The 23221-nt window shown below is 50.1% G+C and carries 24 protein-coding genes and 3 pseudogenes; 6 read left to right on the forward strand and 21 right to left on the reverse strand.

Annotated elements, in window-relative coordinates:
* The 7 genes and pseudogenes from IE105_RS14605 to IE105_RS14630 form a co-directional block, all read right to left on the reverse strand.
* A partial coding sequence (locus IE105_RS14605; protein WP_233354192.1) for a hypothetical protein occupies window positions 1-201 on the reverse strand: 201 nt, incomplete at its 3' end.
* Between the two features lie 41 nt (window positions 202-242).
* Window positions 243-716 (reverse strand): hypothetical protein, encoded by a 474-nt coding sequence (locus IE105_RS14610; protein WP_189499633.1) that lies wholly within the window; start codon window positions 714-716, stop codon window positions 243-245.
* Window positions 717-1114: 398 nt separating this feature from the next.
* Window positions 1115-1681 carry a methyltransferase family protein gene (locus IE105_RS14615; RefSeq protein WP_189499634.1) on the reverse strand — a complete coding sequence of 189 codons (567 nt, stop codon included), beginning with the start codon at window positions 1679-1681 and terminating at the stop codon, window positions 1115-1117.
* 170 nt (window positions 1682-1851) lie between these two features.
* Window positions 1852-2040 (reverse strand): hypothetical protein, encoded by a 189-nt coding sequence (locus IE105_RS15450; RefSeq protein ID WP_233354193.1) that lies wholly within the window; start codon window positions 2038-2040, stop codon window positions 1852-1854.
* A gap of 75 nt (window positions 2041-2115) precedes the next feature.
* Window positions 2116-2223 (reverse strand): annotated as a pseudogene (locus IE105_RS15730) (helix-turn-helix domain-containing protein); the annotation flags it as partial.
* 291 nt (window positions 2224-2514) lie between these two features.
* Window positions 2515-2811 (reverse strand): DUF6958 family protein, encoded by a 297-nt coding sequence (locus IE105_RS14625; protein WP_189499636.1) that lies wholly within the window; start codon window positions 2809-2811, stop codon window positions 2515-2517.
* Between the two features lie 193 nt (window positions 2812-3004).
* Window positions 3005-3760 carry a hypothetical protein gene (locus tag IE105_RS14630; protein WP_189499637.1) on the reverse strand — a complete coding sequence of 252 codons (756 nt, stop codon included), beginning with the start codon at window positions 3758-3760 and terminating at the stop codon, window positions 3005-3007.
* 247 nt (window positions 3761-4007) lie between these two features.
* Here IE105_RS14630 and IE105_RS14635 point away from each other — a divergent pair, with 247 nt between their 5' ends.
* Entirely contained in the window at window positions 4008-5213 is a 1206-nt protein-coding gene (locus IE105_RS14635; RefSeq protein WP_189499638.1) for a TraB/GumN family protein, read from the forward strand.
* Window positions 5214-5364: 151 nt separating this feature from the next.
* On the opposite strand, the gene IE105_RS14640 is transcribed toward IE105_RS14635, so the two are convergent.
* The 3 genes from IE105_RS14640 to IE105_RS15735 form a co-directional block, all read right to left on the reverse strand.
* Window positions 5365-5907, reverse strand: coding sequence for a CBS domain-containing protein (locus IE105_RS14640; RefSeq protein ID WP_189499652.1), 543 nt, complete (start codon window positions 5905-5907; stop codon window positions 5365-5367).
* A gap of 202 nt (window positions 5908-6109) precedes the next feature.
* Complete coding sequence (locus IE105_RS14645) at window positions 6110-6607, reverse strand: 1-acyl-sn-glycerol-3-phosphate acyltransferase (RefSeq protein ID WP_233354196.1); 498 nt, start codon at window positions 6605-6607, stop codon at window positions 6110-6112.
* 195 nt (window positions 6608-6802) lie between these two features.
* Window positions 6803-7171, reverse strand: coding sequence for a thiol-disulfide oxidoreductase DCC family protein (locus IE105_RS15735; RefSeq protein ID WP_189499639.1), 369 nt, complete (start codon window positions 7169-7171; stop codon window positions 6803-6805).
* 721 nt (window positions 7172-7892) lie between these two features.
* Here IE105_RS15735 and IE105_RS15740 point away from each other — a divergent pair.
* Window positions 7893-8345 (forward strand): DedA family protein, encoded by a 453-nt coding sequence (locus tag IE105_RS15740; protein WP_189499640.1) that lies wholly within the window; start codon window positions 7893-7895, stop codon window positions 8343-8345.
* 370 nt (window positions 8346-8715) lie between these two features.
* Here IE105_RS15740 and IE105_RS14660 read toward each other — a convergent pair whose 3' ends face one another.
* The 11 genes and pseudogenes from IE105_RS14660 to IE105_RS14710 all read right to left on the reverse strand — a co-directional run bounded on the left by IE105_RS14660 (window position 8716) and on the right by IE105_RS14710 (window position 18472).
* Window positions 8716-9909 carry a mechanosensitive ion channel family protein gene (locus IE105_RS14660; RefSeq protein ID WP_233354197.1) on the reverse strand — a complete coding sequence of 398 codons (1194 nt, stop codon included), beginning with the start codon at window positions 9907-9909 and terminating at the stop codon, window positions 8716-8718.
* Window positions 9910-10116: 207 nt separating this feature from the next.
* The gene (locus IE105_RS15580) at window positions 10117-11331 is read right to left on the reverse strand and encodes an alpha/beta hydrolase fold domain-containing protein (RefSeq protein WP_308429122.1); all 1215 of its coding nucleotides are present in this window, start codon (window positions 11329-11331) and stop codon (window positions 10117-10119) included.
* 2025 nt (window positions 11332-13356) lie between these two features.
* A complete protein-coding gene (locus IE105_RS14670) occupies window positions 13357-15054 on the reverse strand; it encodes a recombinase family protein (RefSeq protein ID WP_189499642.1) in 1698 nt (565 codons plus the stop codon).
* A gap of 14 nt (window positions 15055-15068) precedes the next feature.
* A complete protein-coding gene (locus IE105_RS14675) occupies window positions 15069-15548 on the reverse strand; it encodes a DUF2924 domain-containing protein (RefSeq protein WP_189499643.1) in 480 nt (159 codons plus the stop codon).
* Window positions 15545-15802: a DUF3489 domain-containing protein gene (locus IE105_RS14680; protein WP_189499644.1), complete on the reverse strand. Its 258-nt coding sequence runs from the start codon at window positions 15800-15802 to the stop codon at window positions 15545-15547. Before IE105_RS14680 ends, IE105_RS14675 begins: the two co-directional genes overlap by 4 nt.
* Window positions 15803-16042: 240 nt before the next feature.
* The gene (locus IE105_RS14685; protein WP_189499645.1) at window positions 16043-16225 is read right to left on the reverse strand and encodes a ribbon-helix-helix domain-containing protein; all 183 of its coding nucleotides are present in this window, start codon (window positions 16223-16225) and stop codon (window positions 16043-16045) included.
* Complete coding sequence (locus IE105_RS14690; protein WP_189499646.1) at window positions 16222-16455, reverse strand: hypothetical protein; 234 nt, start codon at window positions 16453-16455, stop codon at window positions 16222-16224. The genes IE105_RS14685 and IE105_RS14690 overlap by 4 nt, the downstream gene beginning before the upstream one ends.
* Window positions 16456-16671: 216 nt before the next feature.
* Window positions 16672-16899, reverse strand: a complete 228-nt coding sequence (locus IE105_RS14695) for a DUF4169 family protein (RefSeq protein ID WP_189499647.1) — start codon at window positions 16897-16899, stop codon at window positions 16672-16674.
* A gap of 97 nt (window positions 16900-16996) precedes the next feature.
* Window positions 16997-17284: pseudogene (locus tag IE105_RS14700) on the reverse strand (DDE-type integrase/transposase/recombinase); the annotation flags it as partial.
* Between the two features lie 72 nt (window positions 17285-17356).
* Window positions 17357-18241: a hypothetical protein gene (locus tag IE105_RS14705; RefSeq protein ID WP_189499649.1), complete on the reverse strand. Its 885-nt coding sequence runs from the start codon at window positions 18239-18241 to the stop codon at window positions 17357-17359.
* A 9-nt stretch (window positions 18242-18250) separates the two neighbouring features.
* On the reverse strand, window positions 18251-18472 hold the full coding sequence (locus tag IE105_RS14710) for a DUF6471 domain-containing protein (protein ID WP_189497432.1): 222 nt from the start codon (window positions 18470-18472) through the stop codon (window positions 18251-18253).
* Between the two features lie 83 nt (window positions 18473-18555).
* On the opposite strand from IE105_RS14710, the pseudogene IE105_RS14715 reads away from it, so the two are divergent.
* From IE105_RS14715 to IE105_RS14730, 4 genes and pseudogenes are all read left to right on the forward strand, one after another.
* Window positions 18556-18912 (forward strand): annotated as a pseudogene (locus IE105_RS14715) (transposase); the annotation flags it as partial.
* 50 nt (window positions 18913-18962) lie between these two features.
* Window positions 18963-19463: a DDE-type integrase/transposase/recombinase gene (locus tag IE105_RS14720; protein ID WP_189499650.1), complete on the forward strand. Its 501-nt coding sequence runs from the start codon at window positions 18963-18965 to the stop codon at window positions 19461-19463.
* A 310-nt stretch (window positions 19464-19773) separates the two neighbouring features.
* On the forward strand, window positions 19774-20202 hold the full coding sequence (locus IE105_RS14725; protein ID WP_233354198.1) for a DUF6789 family protein: 429 nt from the start codon (window positions 19774-19776) through the stop codon (window positions 20200-20202).
* A gap of 109 nt (window positions 20203-20311) precedes the next feature.
* Window positions 20312-22804: a membrane-bound PQQ-dependent dehydrogenase, glucose/quinate/shikimate family gene (locus IE105_RS14730; protein WP_233354199.1), complete on the forward strand. Its 2493-nt coding sequence runs from the start codon at window positions 20312-20314 to the stop codon at window positions 22802-22804.
* The last annotated feature ends 417 nt before the right edge of the window (window positions 22805-23221 follow it).

Genomic DNA, 23221 nt, shown 5'->3' on the forward strand with positions numbered 1-23221 from the left:
GAATTCTGTCGGTGTGTTCGACCCGCTCACCCCCGTGTCGATCGTGTTCTGATCAACTCCACTGACCTTATAGTCGAGCGTGAATGTGTTTTGCACATTCGTTCCGGCGGTTGTGCCGTTTGCCAAAGCAATGGCAGGGACAGATAGCGCAACTATGGCTGATAAGGCCAACCGAAAACTGATTTGTGAGGCACGAAACATAATTAGAAGCCTTCTAAACCTAGGTCGAATGTCATCTCCGACTATTTCAAGACCGCTTTAAATTGAAGGATGCCATCTTCGTTCGAGGCCACGGTGATATTAGACACCCACCGGATATGCGTAATGTCTTCGGCGCTGGCCGGTACCATTACACCCTCGTCCGCATCTACCATCAGTGCGGGGCGAGCGAAGAAGGTCTGCCCCCCATCGCTTGAAAAAGATGTTTCCATACCCGCCTGTTCCGCGGACCCGTCTTGGAAAGTCACTTCGGCAGGCACAGGCATCGTCAGGACCATGTCTGTGACAGATTCCGCGCTATCATTCACATAGTCGAGGCGATAGACAATGGTTTCACCTGGTATGACAAGCTCTGCGGCGACATAACGGGTTGTAACGTCACCTGACGGGGTCGTCGTGCGGATCTCTTTGAGGACGGTCTGTGTCGCCGACAAAGCAAGAGCAGACGGAGCCGTTGCAAGTATAATCAAGGCGAGAGCAGTTGAAAGCGCTTTCATGGTTAATCTCCAATGAAGGTCCTCATAAAAGCGAAGCCTTAATAATCACCTAAACATAAGGCCCACAGCACTGACGAGAAAAGTTATGAAGTTCTGGGGGTGTAGTCGTCTGCTTTTGTAAAAGTGGGAGCAAAGGTAAGAAATCATCAGTTTTCTAAGCGGCTTCAACAGAGCGGCGGCATAATCTCTGCAACAAGTATGGAGCGGCTGTATATATTTTGAATTTGGCCATCATCCGGTCTGCCCCTTTAGCGGAAATAAATGAGTGTTTTATTTTGGGCAAAACCCACCCTTTTGACAAAACATTACCAGCGGCCGTTTTTGGGCGGAAATCGCCTCTAGTGTCAGCGGCTGTTATGAGGCGATTTTAAGCCGCTCATTTGGCGTGGCTTGAGCATTCAAAAGAAACGGGGAACGCGCGCCTTATACGCAGAGTAAGTATCGCCATATTCGCGTTCCAGCCAAGGTTCTTCGAATCGAGGTGCCGCCCAATACATAAGCCCCCACAAGGCTAACAAACACCATACCTGCCAGTCGTTTATTACCAGAGCCCAGCCGATTAGTCCGATCCATGTGAAAACATAGACAGGGTTCCGACTCCAACTAAACCATCCAGCTGTCTTTAGACCGCGTTTTTCTCCAAATGCGTTTCTCCATCCCATTTTGAACGTAATCCAAAAGGCAAGACCAAATCCGATGCCAAGCAGTGGCGTGCCGATTCCATATTGAAAAATGGTGGGCCTGTCTTGGAGAAGATTGATAACGCTCAAGGCGATTAGTGGGTAAAGGTAGAGGCGGAACAATACAATGAAAGCCTTGTGCTGCCAGCTTTGTTTACTTGGGGGTGGGAAGAATTGAAAATCATGCTTTACTGTTGCAAGTATTGACAACGCAAATATCGAAATCCCGCCAATCATCGATAAGCCGAATGCAATCCATCCCATAGTCGGCTGAATTTCGATCAACTGCCTACTCCTTCATTTATCCCCGAATATCATTCACTATTTTTAATAACCGACACTCTCTTTGTTAGCCGTAACAGGCTAAATATAGGCGACAACGGCCTCTGGCGTCAGCGGCTGTAATGAGGAGAGTTTAGGATACTTACCTTATCCCTGCCTTAGACAACACCTCATTAAGGATCGACAAATTTGGCTATGAGTCTTTTCGCGTAATCTATGGCTTGTCTCTCCATTTTTGAGAGTGGGTTCTTTGCCCCGCTTTTAGGCCCATTGAGGATAGATTGTGCAAATTCGATTGCATCCCATTCAATTTGCGTGAGCATTATATTCTCGGTGGGGTCAGTTTCGTTAGCTTTGGTCATGGCTTGCTCCTGTGCTAGAGTGCTGATGGACGTCTCAAATACAGCGGCAAGGCACTTTAGCGATACCAGTCCGGGTTTTTGGCCACTTTCGATGCGCTGGACTGTGCGCGTGCTTAAGCCCGTATGCCGAGCCAATTCCTCTTGGGACCACCCTTTGTCTAACCTTCGTTTTTGAATACTCATTTGTTTTGACCTTGTTAGCTGTACTCACCTTATGACACACTGCTGACTAACAAAACACGCCAGTGTCGCGATATGACGTGACACTGGCGCCATCAAATGAAGAGGTTTTTCGCAGGGACAGTCGAAAGCCAGTGTTTAGTTCAGGGCGCAGGTGAACGTACGCTTTTGGGCGACAATGGCCTCCGGCTTAAGCGACAGATTTGGGGCGATTTTAAGACACTGAATATTTGGTTGTCATGGCAGCATTCTAGGGTATTAACTCAACTTGGGAAGGCGTTGATCTAGGTGCAATCAGACCAACCACCACCGGAGTGGTTTAGTGTCGGAGCGTTTCAACACGCGCTTGGCTTCCAAATCCAGTTGAACAGTTTTGAACCACCAGCCCGACGTTGCGCCACCCGAAAACAGTTTTTCAGGGAGATGTTTTTTAACCTCGACTAAGGCTTCATTAAAATTTCTCCCCGGCGGCGCACTCGGCAAGGACGAAAGAATAGCTTTCTTCATTGCGCTATACTTTTCAGCATTAACGCTATGAAGCCTTCCGGGGGTGTTTATGTTTTCAACAAGGACTTTCTCATGTTTTGGCATAGGGATTCTCCAATAAATAAATCAATCTATTCGACACCGACAGTAGCAGAGAGAGACGCAAGCCCTGCGCTCACGCCAATGACGCAGGCGAATAAGACGAGGCTTCCAGTTTTAAATTCTAGGACAGCCGATTTTTCACTCATGGGGTGGCCTCATCCAATAGCGCGACGACGCGTGCGGGAGCGGCGGAGGATCATTCTTCAAATTCCATATTGCGAATGCTCAGTTCGTAATCGAGAGCTTGATGAAGGGCTCTAATCGCTTCCGCACTTTCCCTCATGCGATTTCCGGCGGTCGCATTCAAAGAGACGTTTTCTGCAAAATCGTTCAGAAAGGCCCGATCATTTTTCATGGCTTCGGGATCACATTCAAACGCTGGCACATTTCCGTCCTCGTCGGTTGGATCATTTGTGGGGATAAGACTGTAAGGCAGATAGTCCGGATATTTTCGCACAAGGCTAACCGTGCCCGTGAGATAGGTCTCAAATGCTGTGCGTCGGACGCGTTGCAATTGATTGAGCCTGCTGGCCCCGTGTCTAATATCGGCATTGCGAACGAGAGCCAGTCGGCCTGTGGCTATTAGTTCATCAATAATAGCCACAGTGACTTCCGGAAGTAATGTTGCGCTTGACCGACTAATCGCTGCGCATTCCTCAAGGGTAAAAGGTCTCAAAGGCTTAACGCCGAGAAGAACAAGCCTGACTTCATACAGTTGCTCTCGCGTGAGACGTTCTCTTTCAGAGATCCAAGCGTGCTCAAGGTCTAACGCTTCAACTTCGTCAAGCATACGTTCCAGAACAATCTGCTCCAGTCTACGTTCCTGTCGCGCCTCGTTCCAATTCGCGACCTGAATACCAATGAAAACGCCGGTCACGACGATGCAGAAGTCAATCCCGACGGCGAACCAGTTCTGATCATTGACGTGTTTTGTTATCCTGCGCAGCAGCACTTTCTGGCCTCGTAAATCCTTGGTCCCAATCTGTCGACGATAACGGAAAGCACAATCATGTCACTAGGCAGCTGGAAGATCGATTAGCGAGAGTCCGTTTTTGAGTGATAATGGCCTCCGGCTTGAGCGACAGGATTGAGGCGAGTTAAGGACGCTCAGATTTCAAATTTATTTAGCCTTCACCATTATCAGAGACTTGACATTATCCTCTTCATAAGGCCAGCCTTACTCAAAACAGGAGCGTTAAATGCAGGTAATAATAAAGATCTTGAAATGGATCGGCCTTCTGTTTCTTTCAAGCATTTTGTTAGTCATTGCGCTGCCTTGGTTTCCGGTCATCGCTGATAGCTTTACGGCGAAAACACAAAAAGACTATCTATCTGAAAACGAAGTTAGGCTAGACTTGACCCAAGCCGATGGAAACTTTGCCTTTGACGATGCTTTCTATGAAAATCGATTGTTTATGTTGGGAGAAATGCACGGGTATTCGCGAGTGCAATCTATCGATTTGGCCCTGCTGACTCACCTCAATCAACGCCTGGGCGTTCGCGACTATATGGCTGAAATCGACCCGGCCACTGCCATTATATTTAATCATTATCTGCGAACGGGACAAGATGAGGCCCTCATTAATGTGTTTAATGCCTGGCATGATGAACGACAATCCCAGTGGGGAAATTTGGACTTCTTAAAAAAAATTCGTTCTATCAGAGACTTAAATGTGTCTCTCCCTGACGACCAGAAGATTAGGTTTATTGGAGTAGACGGACCGTCGAAGGAGAAATTCGTTGCAATGGCTCAAACGCTCTCGGATGTAGACGATGACACAGCTTATGCTGTGAATAAGATGCTGCTGGAGGCCAATGCGTCACGTGTGGACGGCAGGTCTCGCTACCGTCATATCCTCTCAAATATTGCTTTAATGGATAAAGCTCTTCCCGAAGCGAAATTTTACGGTCTATGGGGCATATCTCATATCAATAAGGTTGGTACGAACGGTTCGCCCAGCCTAGCGGCTTATTTAAACAGCGGAACTGAGAAAGTCTCGCCGACATTCAAAGACGCTGTCGCGACGATAACAACTTTATGTGTAGGGGCATGTTCGAATATGATACCGTCGGGAGCATTTCCAGGCATACCAAATCCAAAGAATGGCGAGCTTTATACTGAGGCACCGATGAGCTTCGACAATGGCTGGATGTTTCGAACACGGGGCATTGGTGCAGCAAAGTCTGTGATGGGCGATGCGCCAAATATGCTTTTTGATATAAACAATCCGGGCTCACCATATATCAAGTCCCCGGCATTGGTGGGCAGCAGTGGTTATATGTCAATGATCCGAAGCTTCCACATTGATGGGCCTGCGGCGGAGAATTTTGACGCTGTAATATTAATGAACGGATCAAATGCACTCAAACCCATAAAAGGCGAGGCTTTCGTATTTACCAAGTAAATGCGCCGACGCGAGTCTCCTGAATAAAGTATATAACGGCCATATTCGCAAACATTACCAGCGGCCGGTTTTGAGCGAGAACGGCGTCTGGCCGGAACGCTTGGTTTGAGGCGAATGTCAGACTTTGATACTGCTGCTTGATGGACGCAAATCAAGTGAAGAAGCCTACCGCTAGCAGAACAATAACCGTGTACAAGGCAATGCCACCAGCAATTAAAAAGACACCGAAGTTCTTTGTTATTGTTGCAGTTGCAATCGATCTCATTTGATAGAGCAAATCGGGCCATGTGTAGGAAACAAAGTCACCTTGGGTAAAAACGGCCTTTATACGGCCTTGATCATCAACAACTGGTAGCCGTCGAAATCTTTCGTTAGACATAATCCGCAACCAATCAATTAAGTCGTCGGTTTCTTTTGCGGTTCGAGGGTTTTCAGTCATAATAGCTGAAAGCGCCGTCGTTTCAGCGTCTAAACCTGAGACGACAAGCTTATTCATCACGTCGCGTTCTGTAACGACGCCGATAACTCTGTTATCATCATCTACAACGATTACTGAACCATAATTCTTTTTGGTCATTGCGGCAGCAGCATCGAGGACTGTCGTGCTTTCAGTAAACGTCAAGGGTGTAAGTTTGGAGGCATATTCGGGCCGATCCATCAACCGATTGCCGGGTCTTGGGTTTGCTTTTTTCATTCGTTTCTGATCCTCTTCTAATTCTATGCTCTTGATACGTGATGGCATCACTTTCCGTTTCGATTGATGATATTAACTACCCGCCAGCGAGTTTTATATGTCAGGAGGCTGATCTTCCGATCGGAGAGGTCCGAACGGTCAAGTGCATCCTACTTATTGAGTGCGTAGGTGCGATCTACGATATCTAATCGTCTCATATATTTCATTGTTTAGTCGGATTTATCCCATAAAAGTTCTCGTCTGAGTACCTTTTAATCGCCTTGTTGTCCTCGTCGTCATTTGCACCCGTAAAAATCCATGGATCGTTATGTAAAACGACGTGTTTTAAGCGAGCATCGATCCCAATCAAAGAGATCGGAACATTTGCCGCTTTCGCGATACGCAGGTAGCCTTTCTTAAATTGCTGCACTTTGCTTCGCGTTCCCTCAGGCGTCATTCCAAGCCATACATTTTCATTATCGTTGAACCAAGTTACCATCTGCGACGTCACATCGTTTGAAGATGACCGTTCAATTGGGACCCCCCCGAGATACTTAAAAAAGCTCTCAAATGGCCAAGCGAAGGCTTCTTTTTTCATCATATAGGAGACTTTCAGGCCAACAGATTGCATACATGCCATTGCGAGGATGAAGTCCCAGTTTGATGTGTGTGGCATGCCGACGATGATGAGCTTTTTCTCGTTAGGAAGCTGACCAACCATCCTCCACCCCATACATCTCAACACAGATCTTCCGATAGCTCGGGTAATCCAGTTTCCCGAGCGAGGGCTGGTTTCTGAAAGAACGGCGTCCAATGATTTTGCTTCCACTTTCACCTCTAATTATGACGGAGAAGACGTAACGCCATCCCTGGAATACTTGCCAGCCTAAAATTCGACTTGGTCCGCATAGGCCGCCTAGATGGCCTTCCTGAAAAATTTCTGTAAATGCGAGCGAACCGGCAAGAACCAACCATAGGCCCGGTCTACCACCCACCTGATCCCTGGAAGGCTAAAGATTTTGCCTAACCAATTGAATGACGGCAATTGACACCAAAGCGCAACAAAGGCCATGCCTCCGTCTATAATGTTCCCGTCAATGGTTCGGACGTGAAACCGCGCCATAGCTTGCTCACACGTGAGATCCCGTGGAACATTGGACGGCTTAGATACATTGAACCAATTGATCGCGTCGGCACCAGACTTGTTCCGATAGAAGTTTATTTCTGAACGACACATTGGGCATGTGTTATCGTAGAATACGGAAAATCGGCCGGGAGTACTCACGGCGAAACCCAAGATAGGATAAAACTATTTACGTAGATCTTCATAGCGAGCTGAATAGACACGATGACGAGACGTATCTCTGCTAAGGTTGAGGTTGCCTCGCATGTACCGCTTTTGCCCAAATTAATGGTCTCCAATTTGCCTTTGCAATCTGGAAATTTGCCATCTCCTGACTGGTCTATAACCGCTGCCCGCTTCCATAATAACACTCCTGTTGTGTTTATGTTACGACTCAGGCTCAGTTACTGATCAGCTTAACCCTTCGATTCACGATAAAACAAGGATCGTGTCCACCGAGTCAGCGCTTGGCGGTTATGTCGCCAGATGTTGATTTAGCCTGTCTCATCTTTCTCTACATCAGAACTAAAACGAACGAAAAAGTCTATCTTAGCCCAGACTCAAATCTGTCTCATAGGCGCTGATGTCAGACGTCCTAAACTATTGAGAATGCCCAGACGCGACCTATCAGCTATCTCGCAATCATGGCTTCATGCACGACGAATACATTAAGCATTTCTATCCTCCTTTCCAACAACCAGAAACGTTCTGCTTTGTCTAAAGGAGCGTTATTCTGAGGGTGCGTAATCAGGCCAGATAGTATAGCACCCCTATTAGCCAACTTTAATTGAAGTAGCCTCATTATCGATCTTGAGACGATAAGGTATTTGCCATCGAACACGATATCACTCAGTGGTTACGCGAGTATCAGCAGTATGCACTAATGGCTGTGCCTCTGTTTGCTTTTCTTGAAGCATTCGTTGGCATTGGCTTGTTTATATCCGGTGCAATATTGTTATCGGTTTGTACTTTCCTATACGTTGAGCAGGTTGCTACTCTGCAAGAGATACTACCCTTGGCTTTTTTGGGAGCGCTCCTAAGTGATCATAGCGGGTACTACGTAGGGCGCTCTGTAGGCCCCCGGCTTCACCAGACCTCATTTGCGATAAATCGCGCTCGGCAGCTAAAGAAAGCTGAGCAGAGCATCACTAAATTTGGTGTGTTTGCGATATTTATTGGACGATTTTTGACACCTATTAGAAGTATAGTCCCATTAGTTACCGGCGTTAGCGGGATGGGGCGAGTAAGATATACTATCTTTGATTTTATTGCGTGCGCGACATGGACAGTTTGCTTAGGGTTGTTAGTTGTAGGGATCGATAAGCTTTGGAATTAGCAATGTCCGATGATTCCCTTTAGCAGAAATAAACGAGAGGCCTTCTTTGAGCGCTTTAAGCCGCTCGTCTGAGGTCAGTTTTACCCCCGAAGCTGAAGTCGCGAAAACCCTAGAGCCGATCTTTAAGTGAGACGATGATGCCGTTCCTGTGTCCTCATAACGACTGCCTTGGCAAAATCGAGGACAAACGGAAGCCCGGCCATTGTCTCGATTGTAGACGCCACCCTGACTATAAGCCGCCCGTGTTGCCGACGAGTTTTGACGTGATGAACCTCTAGGCCAGAAACCATCTTTCTTCTCTGTTTCTTCACTGCATTAACAGTAAGTCGCGGGCCCGTTCCAAAACCCTCACAAACCATTTGTCGCGCACTTAAGCGCCCCCTTGCTTAGGTTTATCCCCAACCTCGAGTGGTTCTCCGTTTTCATCGCCTTCAGTGACTTGCCAGCGGGCGCGTGTTTTTTCATCCGGACGAGCCGTCCAGCCTTCGCGCTGTTTAGATGGGATTCCGTCAAACTCTTCAGTTTGGTCATGAAACAGGTTTACAACGGTTTCATAAGGCATATCGACCCCTGCATTGTCCAAAGTGTCCTTTATCCCAATCATCACTTTTGATCTGACCTGAACCACATCAGCGCGATGGCTATCGGTCCACCACCGCAGCCGCAACGTGACCCAGCTTGCAGCCATGTCCCAAACAAGGACTTCAGGTGCCGGATCTTGCTCAACATCGCCAATCTCAATCAACATGTTCTGCAGAATAGCCATGGAACCGCGTAAATCGTCGCCATAGCCAATGCCAATATCATATTGGCTACGTCGTTTTTTATGAGCGGTTTTTACTAGAACAGCGTCAGTGTAGATTTCAGAATTTGGGATAACCGCGCGTTGTCCATCATAAGTTTTTATAATGGTAGAACGAGTTTCGATGCGCTCGACAGTGCCTTCGTATCCCGATGCCTCGATTTGGTCCCCAACCTCGAAAGGCTGTCTAAGCAGGATGAGAAGCCCCGCGAGCCAATTTTGCAAAATATCCTTGAAAGCGAAACCAATAGCCACTGATGAAACGCCTAGGCCCGCGATAAGGTCTCCGGGATTGAGCGAAGGTGCTACCAACGTCAGTGCGAACAATCCGGCAAGCAACACGATAGACCAACGAACGATGCCGCCCAACATAGAGCCTAAATCTCTACGATCCCGTTTTTTGGCTTGCTTTTGAATCAATGAGCCTACGTATTTCGCAGCAAAGTAGGCGAAGACAAATAGTAATATTGCAATTAGAAAGTTCGGAAATAGTCGGACAAACCCGTCCAGCCAACTGTCGACCTTTTGCAAAAACATTCCGGGATTCAAATCGATTTCGCCGGGCGTGTCATTAATCGCTGAGTTGTCCTGCATAGGAAGTGACCTTTCAATCATTGTCGGCAACGTGTCATACAGCGTCCAGTCAGCTCTTTCGTTCCATTCAATGGCAACTTTCAAGAACCGATTTAAGTCATAAGCCTGGACGATGGCCCAACTCATAGGTACGAATGTTTTAAAGTAATGAATCGGATTTTGGCTCATGCGAGGATCTTAGCACATCGATTTAAGCGCTAGTTCCCCTGACAATGCCCGCTGGAGAACTACAATCGTTGGTATTTGCGCGTCTCGATCACGATGATAGGGCCGCGCACCAAAGCGGCAGAAAACTTCAGTTTATTCGGGTGGGAAAGACAGGCGAGCTGGAAAATTTCCAATGCAAGTCATCATTCGTTTGAATTGACGATGTACTCAGGGAGCTTCACGCTCTACTCGAACACTGTCCAAAAATCGGCGAACGGCTCCAAGGTGTTCCGGTGTCGGTCCAGCGTGGGCGCAGTCGTAACCATGTTGTCCAGCGGGAATTGCAGCAAAGATAACTGTGTTCCGAGACACTCGATCCAGACTATCTGCGAAAGCTTGTGCACTGTCGAAATCGGCAAGCGCATCATGGCGGCCGTGTAGGAACAGCATAGGGGGTGCGTCCTGTCGTATATGGGTAATTGGTGATGCAAGGTCCCATGCGTATTTATGCGTTGTGACCGAACCCGGCATGACCAGCCGGGTCAGGAAATCCCTGAGCTCTGTCTTGCCGCCTTTCATGGCGCCATTTTCGTCGAGGAGATCATACAACCCATAGACCGGAACGCATGCGTCGACCGAACAGTCCGCATCCTCGAAGCCGGGCTTGAACGCTCGCAAATCAAACCCCAAACCCGCGAGGGCAACGAGATGCCCCCCTGCAGACCCGCCTGTCAGGGCAACAAAATCAGGGTCGCCATGATAGCCGCTAATGTTCGCTTTGACCCACGCGACAGACCGCAGCACATCCTGAACCATGGCGGGCATTCGCTTCCACGGTCCAAGGCTGTAGTTGATATCGACGACTAGCCAGCCGTTAGATGCCATGTAATGGATGAGAGGCCGGGCTTGAAAGCCTTTCCGGCCAATGACCCATCCGCCGCCATGCACGTTGATAAGAACTGGCATGGGAGACATCGGCCGCTTTCGGAAACTATGAATATCGAGTTGGTTCCTTCGACCATATGGACCGTAGGAAATGTTTTTAATCCTCTTCACGTTGCAGGGCCTCAAGCGTATTGGAAATAATGTGCCCAGAACAAAACGTCTGAAGGATGCGCTTGGCGATTCTGACGCGACTTGAGCGAGCTTGACACTCCCCAACCAAGACTGAACTAAAATGATGGCGAGCAACATCAGAGTAGCAATGTTGACGATCACGATCAGAGAGGACGGCGTGGGTCCAAACGACGCAAGATAGAGCGAAACAACAGTCATGAAGACCAATGGCCCCGCAAATATTTGACCTGTCAGGCCCCAGCCAAAGTAAAAGAAAGAGAGGTTGGGAACCTTACGCGGTAGTTTTGAGTGTACCGCTCCGGCAAAAGACGCTCCGAACAAATTTAGCGTTATCAGTGAGTGCGCAATCAACATGAAACTTGGCATGATAAGCCCCAGTCAGGCCGCTGTCGATGCAGAAGCCATTTAATGCATCACAATTCGTTTAATCGATATCGCAGCAATCCGAAACGAATTCTTTCTCCCTCAAGAACATTACACACCCTCCGGTTACAACCGAAATCACTGGAGAATCTAACGATGGGAAGTATGGAGAGAAGGCACTCGTCGCCAAAAGATACTGAGCGTGTCCGTCTTCACACTTGGAGGTTTGCCCAATTAGTATTTTAGCTCGAAAGCTAAAGAGGCGATTGATGCTGGGAAAGTAGGTGTGAAACTCTTAGTTTGTTATGATGGCAACCTGCTTTTTGGCAGCATTGAAGACAAAACTTTAGAAAGCCGGTCCTACAGGACTGAAGACGCGTTCCGGCATTGTCAGCCTAAAGGACGACAGTCTTGTTTTAACAGATGTGCCCAAACATAGACCTTAATGAACTCACGCCACTCATCAGGTGATACATTACCCACGGCTTTGAAAGGGGTCCGGTTTTCGGGATATTTCTGAGTGCGCGTGGCGAAGATGCTGTCTAATTGCATCGCTCAAACAGTGACGGCTACGTCCCCGGCTATTTTCAATACCAAGAGCTGAAGCACCCGCATTACTGATACGCATTAAACGGCGTCGCTAACGAACACCGCGACTTACACGCCGATCATATCATTCGCTGTTCCCCACATAACGAGCCCTGCAGTCCATCAAGTGACCCAAAATTCGTTTTGCGATCAAATCTGGCGTTTTAAGTTAATGTTCACGCTGGCAGCGCTAAAAAAAGAGTAATAAGCTGAAAAGATGCTATTTTGTGATGGCGCGGCATCCAAGCTTTAGGAGGTTGGTTATGATGGGATATTTGAGATTAATTGCGTTCTCCGGACTCGTGGCGCTCGCACTTTCAATGGTGTCGGCGGTCGCGGCCAGCGCCCAAGGGGCGACATGCGCCAATGTGCGTTGCGCCTCTGGATCTTGCATTGATACGCCGGGTGGGCCTGTCTGTCAGACGAACCAACTGAGCTGCGCGAGCGCTTTGTGCGTCCAAGGGACGACATGTGTGGAAACTCCGCGCGGGCCGACGTGCACGGCCAATACCGGCCAACCTTATACACCACGCCCCTACATTCATCCGCAGCCACAACCTTATCCTTATATGCGCCCTCATGTTCAACACCCACAAGGTGGTAACCATCAATCTTGTCGTTCCGTGCGAACGTCGCGATATGGACAAAATATCGCCAGCAGTGCCTGCGAGCCGATCCGCCAATATGTCCCGCATCGCCCCTGCACGCAGCCAAAACACCCATACGGATCAGGGATAAGCTCTGGACATTCGTCAAGTCATGCGAACCCATGCCCTGTTCCTCAACCCGTGCCGAACCCCGGCCGACTTTGCCCGCAAATTTACGCGCCCGTCTGCGCTCAAAGACAAGTGCAATGCGTCCGTGCGCCGTGCCCGCCCGTCACCCAAACCTTTGGTAATAGCTGCGAAGCGGCGAATGCGGGCTACCAGATTATCGGGAACGGCCCTTGCCGGTAGCAACGTTCATGATGCTCTGATCCCGCTTATACCCTGATGATCATTCTGGCGTTCCCTGCTCCCGTCAGACGCTTCCCTGCCCACAGGTCAAATTTCCATGTTAATATGAAGCAGGGAATTGATGAATTTCTGTCGTGAAATCAGTGTTCTATGCAGCCAAGATCGCGATATTCGGCGATATTTGAGCCAAAACCGCGAATTTTCCCTGTTAATTCCCTGATAAGCAGGGAAATTGGGTGTGAGACTAGCTCTCTTCAGACTGCGTCCACTACCACGCACTCAGCACTCTCGGACTCCGAGATGTGTGGAGTGAGAATAGCCCCTAGTATCAGAGGCTTAGCCCGATAAGACCTCACGGGAGAGGTCAAGAGAGACGTAAGAATCGGTTATTTTACGCCGATTATCTAAAGCGTCTCAGATCACGAATTTTTCCGCCGGAATATTTCTGTCAGGATGCAGTTAACATCTGTGGGGTTTTGAGATGTTAGTCTTCCATCCCAAGGAACGCTCGTTGGGCGGTCCAATCGAGGGGCAGGTTCGGGGACAGTCGGCGTAATTGGTCAACCGTCATATCGATAAGATGCTTCCCATCGATAATATCTCTCACGATGGACGGAGCTAAAAATGCCAACATAAGCGTCCGGCTAATATCGCCACGATGAACATTTTCAGTCGCGGCAATGCTCCCAATGGTCAGATACACACCTCTCTTCAATCCCTCGAACCAATACCGAGCTGTTGCTACAAGCTTGATAAGGTCGGGATCCGGCTCTCCAAGCGCTTGCCCACCAATAATGAGTTTCGTCTCAATTCCACGTCTTTTCATTCGAAGCGGATAGTTCAGTGTGATGACGGCATCCTCACAACCGTTGATTTGGGTTTGAGAGGCTTCGGCAGCTGGCACCAGCATGCTGCGACGGAGGGTCAATGTCATTTCGGTTTGGCTGATTTGAATACGACCAACCAGATCAATCAGCGCCACTCTCTGGGGTTCCGAACTCGCGCTAGTGAGGTGGCCAATCAACTCAGCGGCATAGGCTTCTAGACTGGAGACCTGATGTGGCGTGAGGTCTTTCAGGTCTGCAACATCTACGATGCGCGCCGTATCAGACAGAAGATCTGTGATCCGGTTTACGACAAGCTTCTCAATCTGTTTTGCGGGAAGCCGAAGGGCCGTTCCATCATCCATCTCGCCTTTCGCGAGCGAGGCCGAGATATAATAGCGATAGCGCCGACCATTGGGCTTCTTCGAGTGGATTGGTGAGAGCCGCTGATCGTTCTGGTCATAAAGCAGGCCCGTCAGCAGACTGTTAGACGCGATGTTGATTGAACGTCGCCGCTTGGGCGCATTGGTTTCTAATGTCGCCTGCACCGCTTTCCATAAGTCTATGTCGACAATGGCGGTATGCTGGCCTTTATAGACCTCATCCTTATGCCGGATCCTCCCGACGTAGACAGAGTTGGACAGAAGCTTATAGAGATGGCCTCGGCTGAAGGGCTTGCCGCCAAGTTGAGACTGCTTCTTTGTCGTGCGGAGCTTGGTAACGTAGCCATCTCGGTCCAGTTCATCCTTGAGCTTGCGGACGGAGCCGAGTTCCACATAGCGGGTCATAACATGCCGGACGGTCTCAGCCTCGCTCTCATTCACCACCAGCTGCTTGTTGATATTGTCATAGCCCAGGGGCGGTAGACCGCCCATCCACTGTCCGCGTTTCTTGGAGGCGGCGATCTTGTCCCGGATCCTCTCCGCTGTAACCTCCCTCTCGAACTGGGCGAAGGACAGCAGCACGTTCAGTGTCAGTCTCCCCATGCTGGTGGTCGTGTTAAAGGCTTGGGTAATAGAGACGAACGAGACCTCATGCCGATCGAAGACATCGACGAGCTTGGCAAAGTCTGCCAGTGAGCGTGTGAGTCTGTCGACCTTATAAACAACCACGATATCGATCTGACCTGCTTCGATATCGGCAATCATGGCTTGCAGCCCCGGCCTTTCCATATGCCCGCCCGATATGCCGCCGTCAGAATAAACCTGACCCGTGGGAGTCCAGCCCTCTCCGGCTTGAGACAGAATATAGGCGCCACAACTCTCCGCTTGGGCATCCAAAGAGTTGAAAGCTTGGTCTAAGCCTTCTTCCGTCGACTTGCGGGTATAGACTGCACAACGCTTCTTGTTCTGGGACATGAGCGACTCCCGTCTCAGCCCGATGCCTTGTTGAGCCCAAAGAAGCGTGGGCCTGACCAGTGCGCGCCTGTGATGTCCTTGGCGATGGCACTCAGGGAGCTCCAGACCTTGTCTTTATAGACAAAGCCCTCCTCGATCACCGAGACGGTATAGGAACGCCCATTCCATTCCCGCACAAGGCGTGATCCCGGCACGAGCGCTATGCGGGGTTTAGAGCGAGAGGGCTTAGGTGCCGCTTCCGCCGAGCACTTGGTTGCTGCAGATCCAGCTCCTTGATCACACAAAGCCTCCTGCAAAACTTTCAGGTCAACTTTAGAGAGCCCGGGCGCATGTTTGGACTGCAGCTCATAAGACAGCGCACGTAACAGAAACACACGGCTCGCAGACTTAGGCGGTGGTCGGTTTACGACTGCAGTCCAGCGGTCCCCTAGCTCTGCTCGGTTTAGAGCCTCCAGTTCGGCCAGACCCTCATGGACTTTGTCTCGACGGCTCATGCTTCGGTCTCATTCGCTTGGATGGCGTAGACGCTGTCTTTGTTCGGGCGCTCAATGCGGGTGATGTCGTAGCCGCGCTTGCGAAGGCCTGTCATTGTGGCGGACGTCGTATGGGGCAGCCATCCGAGCGCTTCACTGGCTTTTGCTAAGGTCACGCCGCTTTTGCGCGACAGCATTGCGACCAGCTTGGCTTGTTTGGTGGCCTCACGGGGTGGGTTGAGTTCTCGGGTCTTTATCTGAGTCTGAGTAGTCATACTGATCTCCGTAGTCTGCGCCCACACCGTGTGAGCGCTACTACCGAGATAAGGCCCTCTAAATGGGCCGCAGGACACTACCGCGTGCTTTGGGAGCGAAGTCCAGTGGTTTAACAAATTGTTCCAAGCCTAGAACTTGGATGACCCGCTTGTTTATAGTCAAACAGTATGAAGCATCGCCGGTTGCAATACCCCAAAGCCGTCGCCTAATATTAAACCAAATGATGAGCAAAATCTCTGTTAGCGTGGGCCGAAATTTGGGGCCTTTTTTATGATGACGGACAGCTCCATGAGCTCGTCGTCGCGGGTACGGATGAAGCTGTCGCCGCCACCGCTGACATGGCCATCAATCACAGCCCAAAACTCTGCCTCTCGGGCGACACTGGTGTGGTGCCCGTAGAGGGAGATTGAACGTTTAATCATTCCTTTTCTGAGGTCGCCGCTTTATTTGAGTCGAGATTAGCTTGAAGTTTTGCCAGCAATAAGGCCTTCTTGCTTTTTTCGGTTTCAGTTTCCCCGCTTACAGCTTTGTTTTCCGCCTCTAGCTGATCTTTTGCACCACGCGAAAGTGTATTTTTGGGCTTCCCAAAATTGGCGTTGTTACCGCGATGCTTGCTGAATTTGGAGGCATCTGGGGTAGAATTATCACCCATAATTTTGGCTCGCTTTTATGTTAGAGAGGCACAATTTTAACGACCGCCTCACTTGTGAAACCCAGCGAGATTTTCTTATCGCGCCAACCTGACATTACATCTTAGCAGGTTTTTGTTTTTATAATAGCCTCTTCCTGGGAGCATAACGGGGACGCGAATATTTGCGGCCAAATTGATCGACTTACGCAGACGTGATCTAACTCATAGACCGCGCGTTTAAGCCTTGTCTTCAGGAAATGTTTTGCCTTCATGCTTGTCGTCTGCTGGCGTTTCTAATTTGTGCGCGTTAAGTTTGGCCTGCAGTTTCGCTGTCAGCTCGGCCGCGCGTTCTTCTTGCGGTTTTGACGCGCCATATTTCAAGCGGTTATTCACGGCGAGTTTGACCTTGGCGTGACGCGCAGCCGCTTTTTTTGCCTTGTTGAAATTTACAATATCGCCAGCCATATCAGCGGGGCGCGATCATCAACTCAGGGCGGACGACTTCGTCGGGCATTGTCAGCTTAAACGGCTACGGCCGGATTTCTAACAAATTGGCCCGCGATTAGACGGCGATCAAATCACGCCACTCGCTGAGTGATGCATCACGCATCGCTTTGAAACGGGTCCGGCTTTCAAGATGTCCCTGATGGTTGTAGTGATTGTAGACTGAGGCTTGGATGGAAACGAACTTCTGAAGCGTTGAGGTCTGCCTAAACCGCGTCATGGCATGTTCTCGTCGCCGGAATGGGCGGTGTGAGTTCTCCGCTCTGTTGTTGGCATACTGCTCTGTGTTCTGGCGGCCCTGATTGCCAATATCGCGCATGGCTGCACCGTAAGACCGGAGCTTATCTGCGGACTTATGTAGCAGACGCACCAAGCGGTGTGACGCTTCATGCGGGCGGGCGCTAATATGAGTGCCCTTCTATGTAGCCTCATCTTTGCGGCGGTTTCTGATGGGCCCGTAGATTGTGCCATCCGGCCCGATCCTCACATGAACGTCGAAAGTCGCCACGGTCTCGAAGACAGATTCGCCGGAGAAACCGGAGTAGCGGACCCCCGCGTAGATTTCTGTTCTGTAACCATCTTTAATTTCAAGATGTTTGATGACGGTGACAGCCCCACTTTCTTCGTCAACACGAACGTCGACACCGGAGCCAGTGGAAAGTTCATAAGAGGTATCACCTCCAGCGCTCAAATGCCCGCAGATTTTGCTGAGCTCATTCTCTCGACTAAAAAGAGCGTCTCGACTGTGACTTGCGAAAAAAGAAATTTCGCGGGCGGGAAACCTGCCGATGTTCTCCACAACACAATCAATATTATAAGAAAGCCTGCCGTCTTTGATCCAGTCGCCATGAGGGTCAAGTTCGATGGACTTGAAGGTAAGGTAGGGGCGGATTTCGGCAGCGTTCGCCTTGCGGGATTCCGTCAAGGTTTTTTTAGCAAGTTTCAGGGTTTTGTTTGCCGCTCTCGCGGCTTCTTTTGTGTAGTAAACGGTGCAACCAACCAGACCCAAACCTATTACGGTCAAAACTACCGCAGCCACCGAAGCCTTGAACATACCTATTTGGGCTTGATGATCGCGTCTCTCCCACTCGTCCTTGCTAATGCCTTGATGGGCGGATGGGGCTTGTTCAGATTGGGAGAGCGGCGCTTCGGGCGAAGACCTCTCTACGCTTTGCTCGGGTCCATTGTCGGCGCTGTGACTTGGGCTTTGTTGTTCATGTTGAACATACCCTACGGCCCCTAAGCCAAACGCGAGGAAGGCAATAACTAGAATTGGCATCCATCTTTCGCGTATCCATGTCATTCACCTCTGCTAGAGGCGAATCGTCTCGACTCCAAGCGCTTCTAAAACTTGGACCATAAACGCCGCGCTAAACTTACCGCGTCCGATCTTGTTGCGGACGTTAGCCTCTTTCTCATTCACGCCCATCTCGTTTAGTTTTTCAGTCAGGCTGGCATAGGTATGCCCCGCCCGCTTAATCTCACCTTTGAGAATGGCTGAAATACGGCCTTCGTAAGTGTCTGTATCAGGCATTTGCACTCTTTATGATGTTATTTGCACTACATAACGTGCTTTTATGTTGCTTCTATAGTTCTTATGCACTATAAACAGTGCATATGCAACACTTCCTATTATCCGCCAAGTCCCGCTCATTGAGCCTCAAAGCCATCTACAAGATGGGCGAGGCGAAAGCGTATGAGACGTTCTGTCAGCTTCGCTGGCCTGAAACAGACGGTGAAGCCGTGTGTCCACGTTGCGGCTGCGTCGAGTCCTACAAGATCACCACGCGCCGCAAGTTCAAGTGCAAGGGCTGCCACCATCAATATAGCGTCGCGTCTGGCACGATCCTGCATAGCCGTAAGTTGGACTTCACAGACCTGCTCGCCGCTGTCTGCCTATTCGTGACAGGCTCCAAGGGCATGAGCGCCGTTCAATTCAGCCGCACAATGGACGTGCAATATAAGACAGCATGGGGGCATTGTCAGGGGAACTTTCGCTTGAAGCGATGTGATAGGGTTTGCGCATGACCCAGAACCCGTTCCGGTATTTCAAAACATCCCGCGAAGTAATCCAGCTGGCCGTGATGATGTATGTCCGTTTCCCGCTCTCGCTCAGAAACGTCGAAGATATGCTTCATGAGCGCGNTTTTGTAACCAAAAAACGGGATAAAAGCGCGGCCTTAAAGTTCTTGAAGAAGGCGATGAAGCGCTACGGTCCACCACGAATTGTCGTTACAGACAAGCTCCGGTCCTATGGCGCTGCTATGCGCGACATTGGTAATCAGAGCCGCCAGAACACCGAGCAATATGCCAACAACCGAGCGGAGAACTCGCATCGACCATTCCGACGACGAGAGCGAGGCATGACCCGGTTCAGGCGAACTTCTACCTTACAGAAGTTCGTTTCCACTCACGCCTCAGTCTATAATCACTTCAACCATCAGAGACATCTCGAAAGCCGGACCCGTTTCAAAGCGATGCGTGATGCATCCCTCAGCCAATGGCGTGAGTTGATAGCTGTCTAGCTGAGGGCTAACCTTATAGAAATCCGGCCGTAGCCGTTTAAGCTGACAATGCCACCATACGGGATGTGTCGCTCATGGAGTGGCGTGAGTTGGCAGTGGCCTAAGATCTGACGTCTTATGAAAATGCGGGCTTATCCAGTTTAAGCTGAAAATACCGACAATGCCCATAAAATAATTCTCTCTCCGGAATCTCTCAAAAAAAACTCTTTGGAACCGACCTGGGGTTTGACCGTTTAGATGACAGTCAGTCGTAAAGTTCTGGCACGAGAGCGACTCCTAAAGCAGTCGCGAAAATACGGAAAGTATGACTATGTTGGTTAAAGGAATGATCGCAGGCTTCGTTGGCACTGCCGTGATGTCTGCTATGATGGTTTTGAAATCAATGATGGGGATTGTACCCGAGCTTGATCCCGTCGCCATGTTGGCGGGGATGTTTGGCGGCCCTATGGCTTTGGGCTGGGTCATGCATTTTGTAATTGGCACAGTGGCTTGGGGTGGCGGTTATGCGCTTCTGTATAAAATTTTACCCTCCGACAGCAGCGTAATTAAAGGCATCACCTTCGCGCTAGCCGCGTGGATGGTCATGATGATCGTTGTCATGCCAATGGCCGGAAAAGGCTCCTTCGGTATGGAAATCGGAATCATTGCGCCGATTATGACAATGATGCTCCATGTCATTTTTGGCGCCGTTATGGGCTTAACGTTCTCCAAGCAGATCTCTAAAACGATGCCGGCTTAAGATGACCCGCGACTGACATGGTGGACGAACTCTCGTTCTCCATGAGCAATAAAAAGGGGCGTCAATATGGATCGTCCTGTAATCTGCAAATAGATTTGCAGGAGGCCTAATGACCAAGATGTTTTCCACCTCTCATGCCACCGCGCGACCCATATGGGAGACGAGCGACGGAACGCATTCCTTCGGCACCGTAGTTTTGCGATTACTCTACGGCGTCATGATTATCTTCAGTTTGGGTCTCGGACTAACGCTTGTTCTTGGCGGCAGTTATCTCGCCACACTCGGCGGCAGTTGGATGTACCTACTGTTTGGATTAGGATTCTTGGCCGCAGCCGTTCTGTTCTACAAGCAGCGCAGCGCAGGGGTTTATATTCTACTCTTTATGGCGCTCGTGTCTCTCGTCTGGGGCCTTATTGAAGCGGACGGAAACAGGTGGGCGATGATACCCCGGCTCGGCATACCGTTCGGATTTGCAGCCGTCGGCCTAATCCTTTTACCATTTTTAAGAGAGGTTTCTCTCAAAATGACCGCACTCGCGGCGGCTGTCTTGGTCCTGACGGCCGTTCTTGCAACCTTGATATTTGTACCTGACAATACATTCGAAAACGACTCTTTGATGTCGGAAGTGAATGCTCGCACACTGTCGCCTGTCGATGCTGATAGCCTAGATAGAGATTGGATTGCTTACGGTGGAACGCGCGGAGCCGTCCGATATTCAAGTTTAGCGTCGATAAATCCAGAAAATGTGAGGGATCTAGACGTCGCGTGGACCTTTAACACAGGCGACATGCCCGAGGACCCAGCTCACTCCAAATACGGATCTGAGGTCACACCGCTTAAAGTTGGAAATTCAATCTACATCTGTACACCGATGAATATAATCATTGCGCTGGATCCTGGCACTGGCGTTGAAAAATGGCGGTATGACCCAGGCGTCTCGTCGAATTCAATTCCCTATACGGCCGCTTGTAGAGCCGTAAGCTATTATAAAAAATCAGAAGCGCTCGGGCCGGATGGGCAAAGTGCTGATTTCCTCCAAAAAGAGGCGCTTGCGACGCCGCGTGACACATCAGCCGACTGTGCGGCCCGTATAATTGGCCCGACACTCGATGGGCGGATAATTGCTGTCGACGCTGAGACGGGTAAGCCTTGCTCCGGATTTGGAACCAATGGCCAGATCGATATGAAAATCGGCATGGGTGAGGTCAAAGATGGAATGGTTGCCTCCACGTCCCCTCATACCATTATCAATGGGGTGATCGTCACCAACCATCAGGTCAAAGATAATCTTGATCTTAATGCGCCGTCCGGTGTCATACGCGGATATTCCGCCGAGACCGGCGAGCTCCTGTGGGCTTGGGACATGAATGCTAGCGACATGCGCAGCGGACCCGACGACAAGGGCGAATATTCCCGCGGCACGCCAAACAGCTGGACCATCAGTTCCGGCGATCCTGAACTCGGCCTTGTTTATGTACCGCTCGGTAACAGCGCTGGTGATTATGTGTCTTATGATCGCAGCGATGAAGAATTGAAATACGGCACGGCGCTGGTCGCGCTAGATGTCTTCACGGGCGAACCCCGTTGGCATTTTCAGACTGTCAAGAATGACGTCTGGGATTACGACCTAGGCAGTCAGGCCTCGCTAGTCGACTTTCCTACGGCGAATGGGGTCGTGCCCGCGTTGATCCTGCCGTCCAAGCAAGGGGACATTTACGTTCTTGACCGTCGGACGGGACAATCCCTGTTCGAGGTTGAAAGCAGACCCGTGCCTCAGGGCGGTGTGGAGCCATGGCTTCGCACGGAAACCCAGCCGTTCTCTGCTTACCATACATTAGCCAAAGACCCGCTTAAGCCTCGCGACATGTGGGGTATGACGATGCTGGATCAGCTTTATTGCCGGATCAAGTTTCATCAGGCTGTCTATGACGGTATCTACACTCCGCCGACCGCCAAGACGCCGTGGATCCAATATCCAGGTTACAACGGCGGGTCAGATTGGGGCGGCGTCGCTGTTGATCCGAAACGCGGCCTTATTATTGCCAATTATAACGACATGCCGAATTACAACCAGTTGATTACTAAGGACCAAGAAATCGAGGGGTCCGGTGGCGGCGAAATGGGCCCTATGGAAGGCGCAACTTATGGCATTCAGGTCAATGCCGGGATGCGGAATACTGCGACCCAGCTTCTCTGCAAGGAACCTCCCTATGGCGGCATTCGAGCAATCGACATGCTGACAGGTGAAACTGTCTGGGATCGTCCGCTCGGCACAGCACGCGGTAACGGACCGTGGGGTATTAAATCCAAATTGCCGTTCAATATTGGAACGCCTAATAATGGTGGATCGGCTCTAACCGGTTCCGGCCTCGCCTTCATCGGTGCCGCGACGGATGATCTAGTTCGCGCAATCAATGTTTCGACGGGCGAGACTGTCTGGCAGAGCGTTTTGCCCGGTGGCGGACAGGCCGGCCCTATGACGTATGAGCATGAAGGACGGCAATATGTTGTCATCAGCGCCGGTGGTCATCATTTTATGAAGACGCCAATCTCAGATGCCATTGTTGCCTATGCGTTACCGGACGATACGAAAACACCGTGAGCGCCGCGTTCGCAGGGCCAGTTTATCTCTCTCATCTTCAGGCATAGTCAGCGGTGTCTGACGTCAGCGTATATGGAACAGGTTTGAGGCGCGGTTAAGCGAGGGACTGCTCATTTATTTGGTTGATATTAAGCGACGGTTTTGGAAGCTTGCTTGGTTAAATAGCCAAACCCGACAAATAAGCCATGAACGCTGGATATTCATAATTCAGATTATGCGTGCTTCGCGGTTCTATGCGCAAAGACAGCTAAGGGGGCGCAGCGGACATGAGCAAAAGTCTCTCTTAGCATGTGTAATTGGACGGACGGCTCAGGGCATTGTCAGGGGAACTTTCGCTTGAAGCGATGTGATAGGGTTTGCGCATGACCCAGAACCCGTTCCGGTATTTCAAAACATCCCGCGAAGTAATCCAGCTGG

This window comes from Algimonas arctica, from assembly GCF_014652695.1.
Taxonomy (GTDB): domain Bacteria; phylum Pseudomonadota; class Alphaproteobacteria; order Caulobacterales; family Maricaulaceae; genus Litorimonas; species Litorimonas arctica.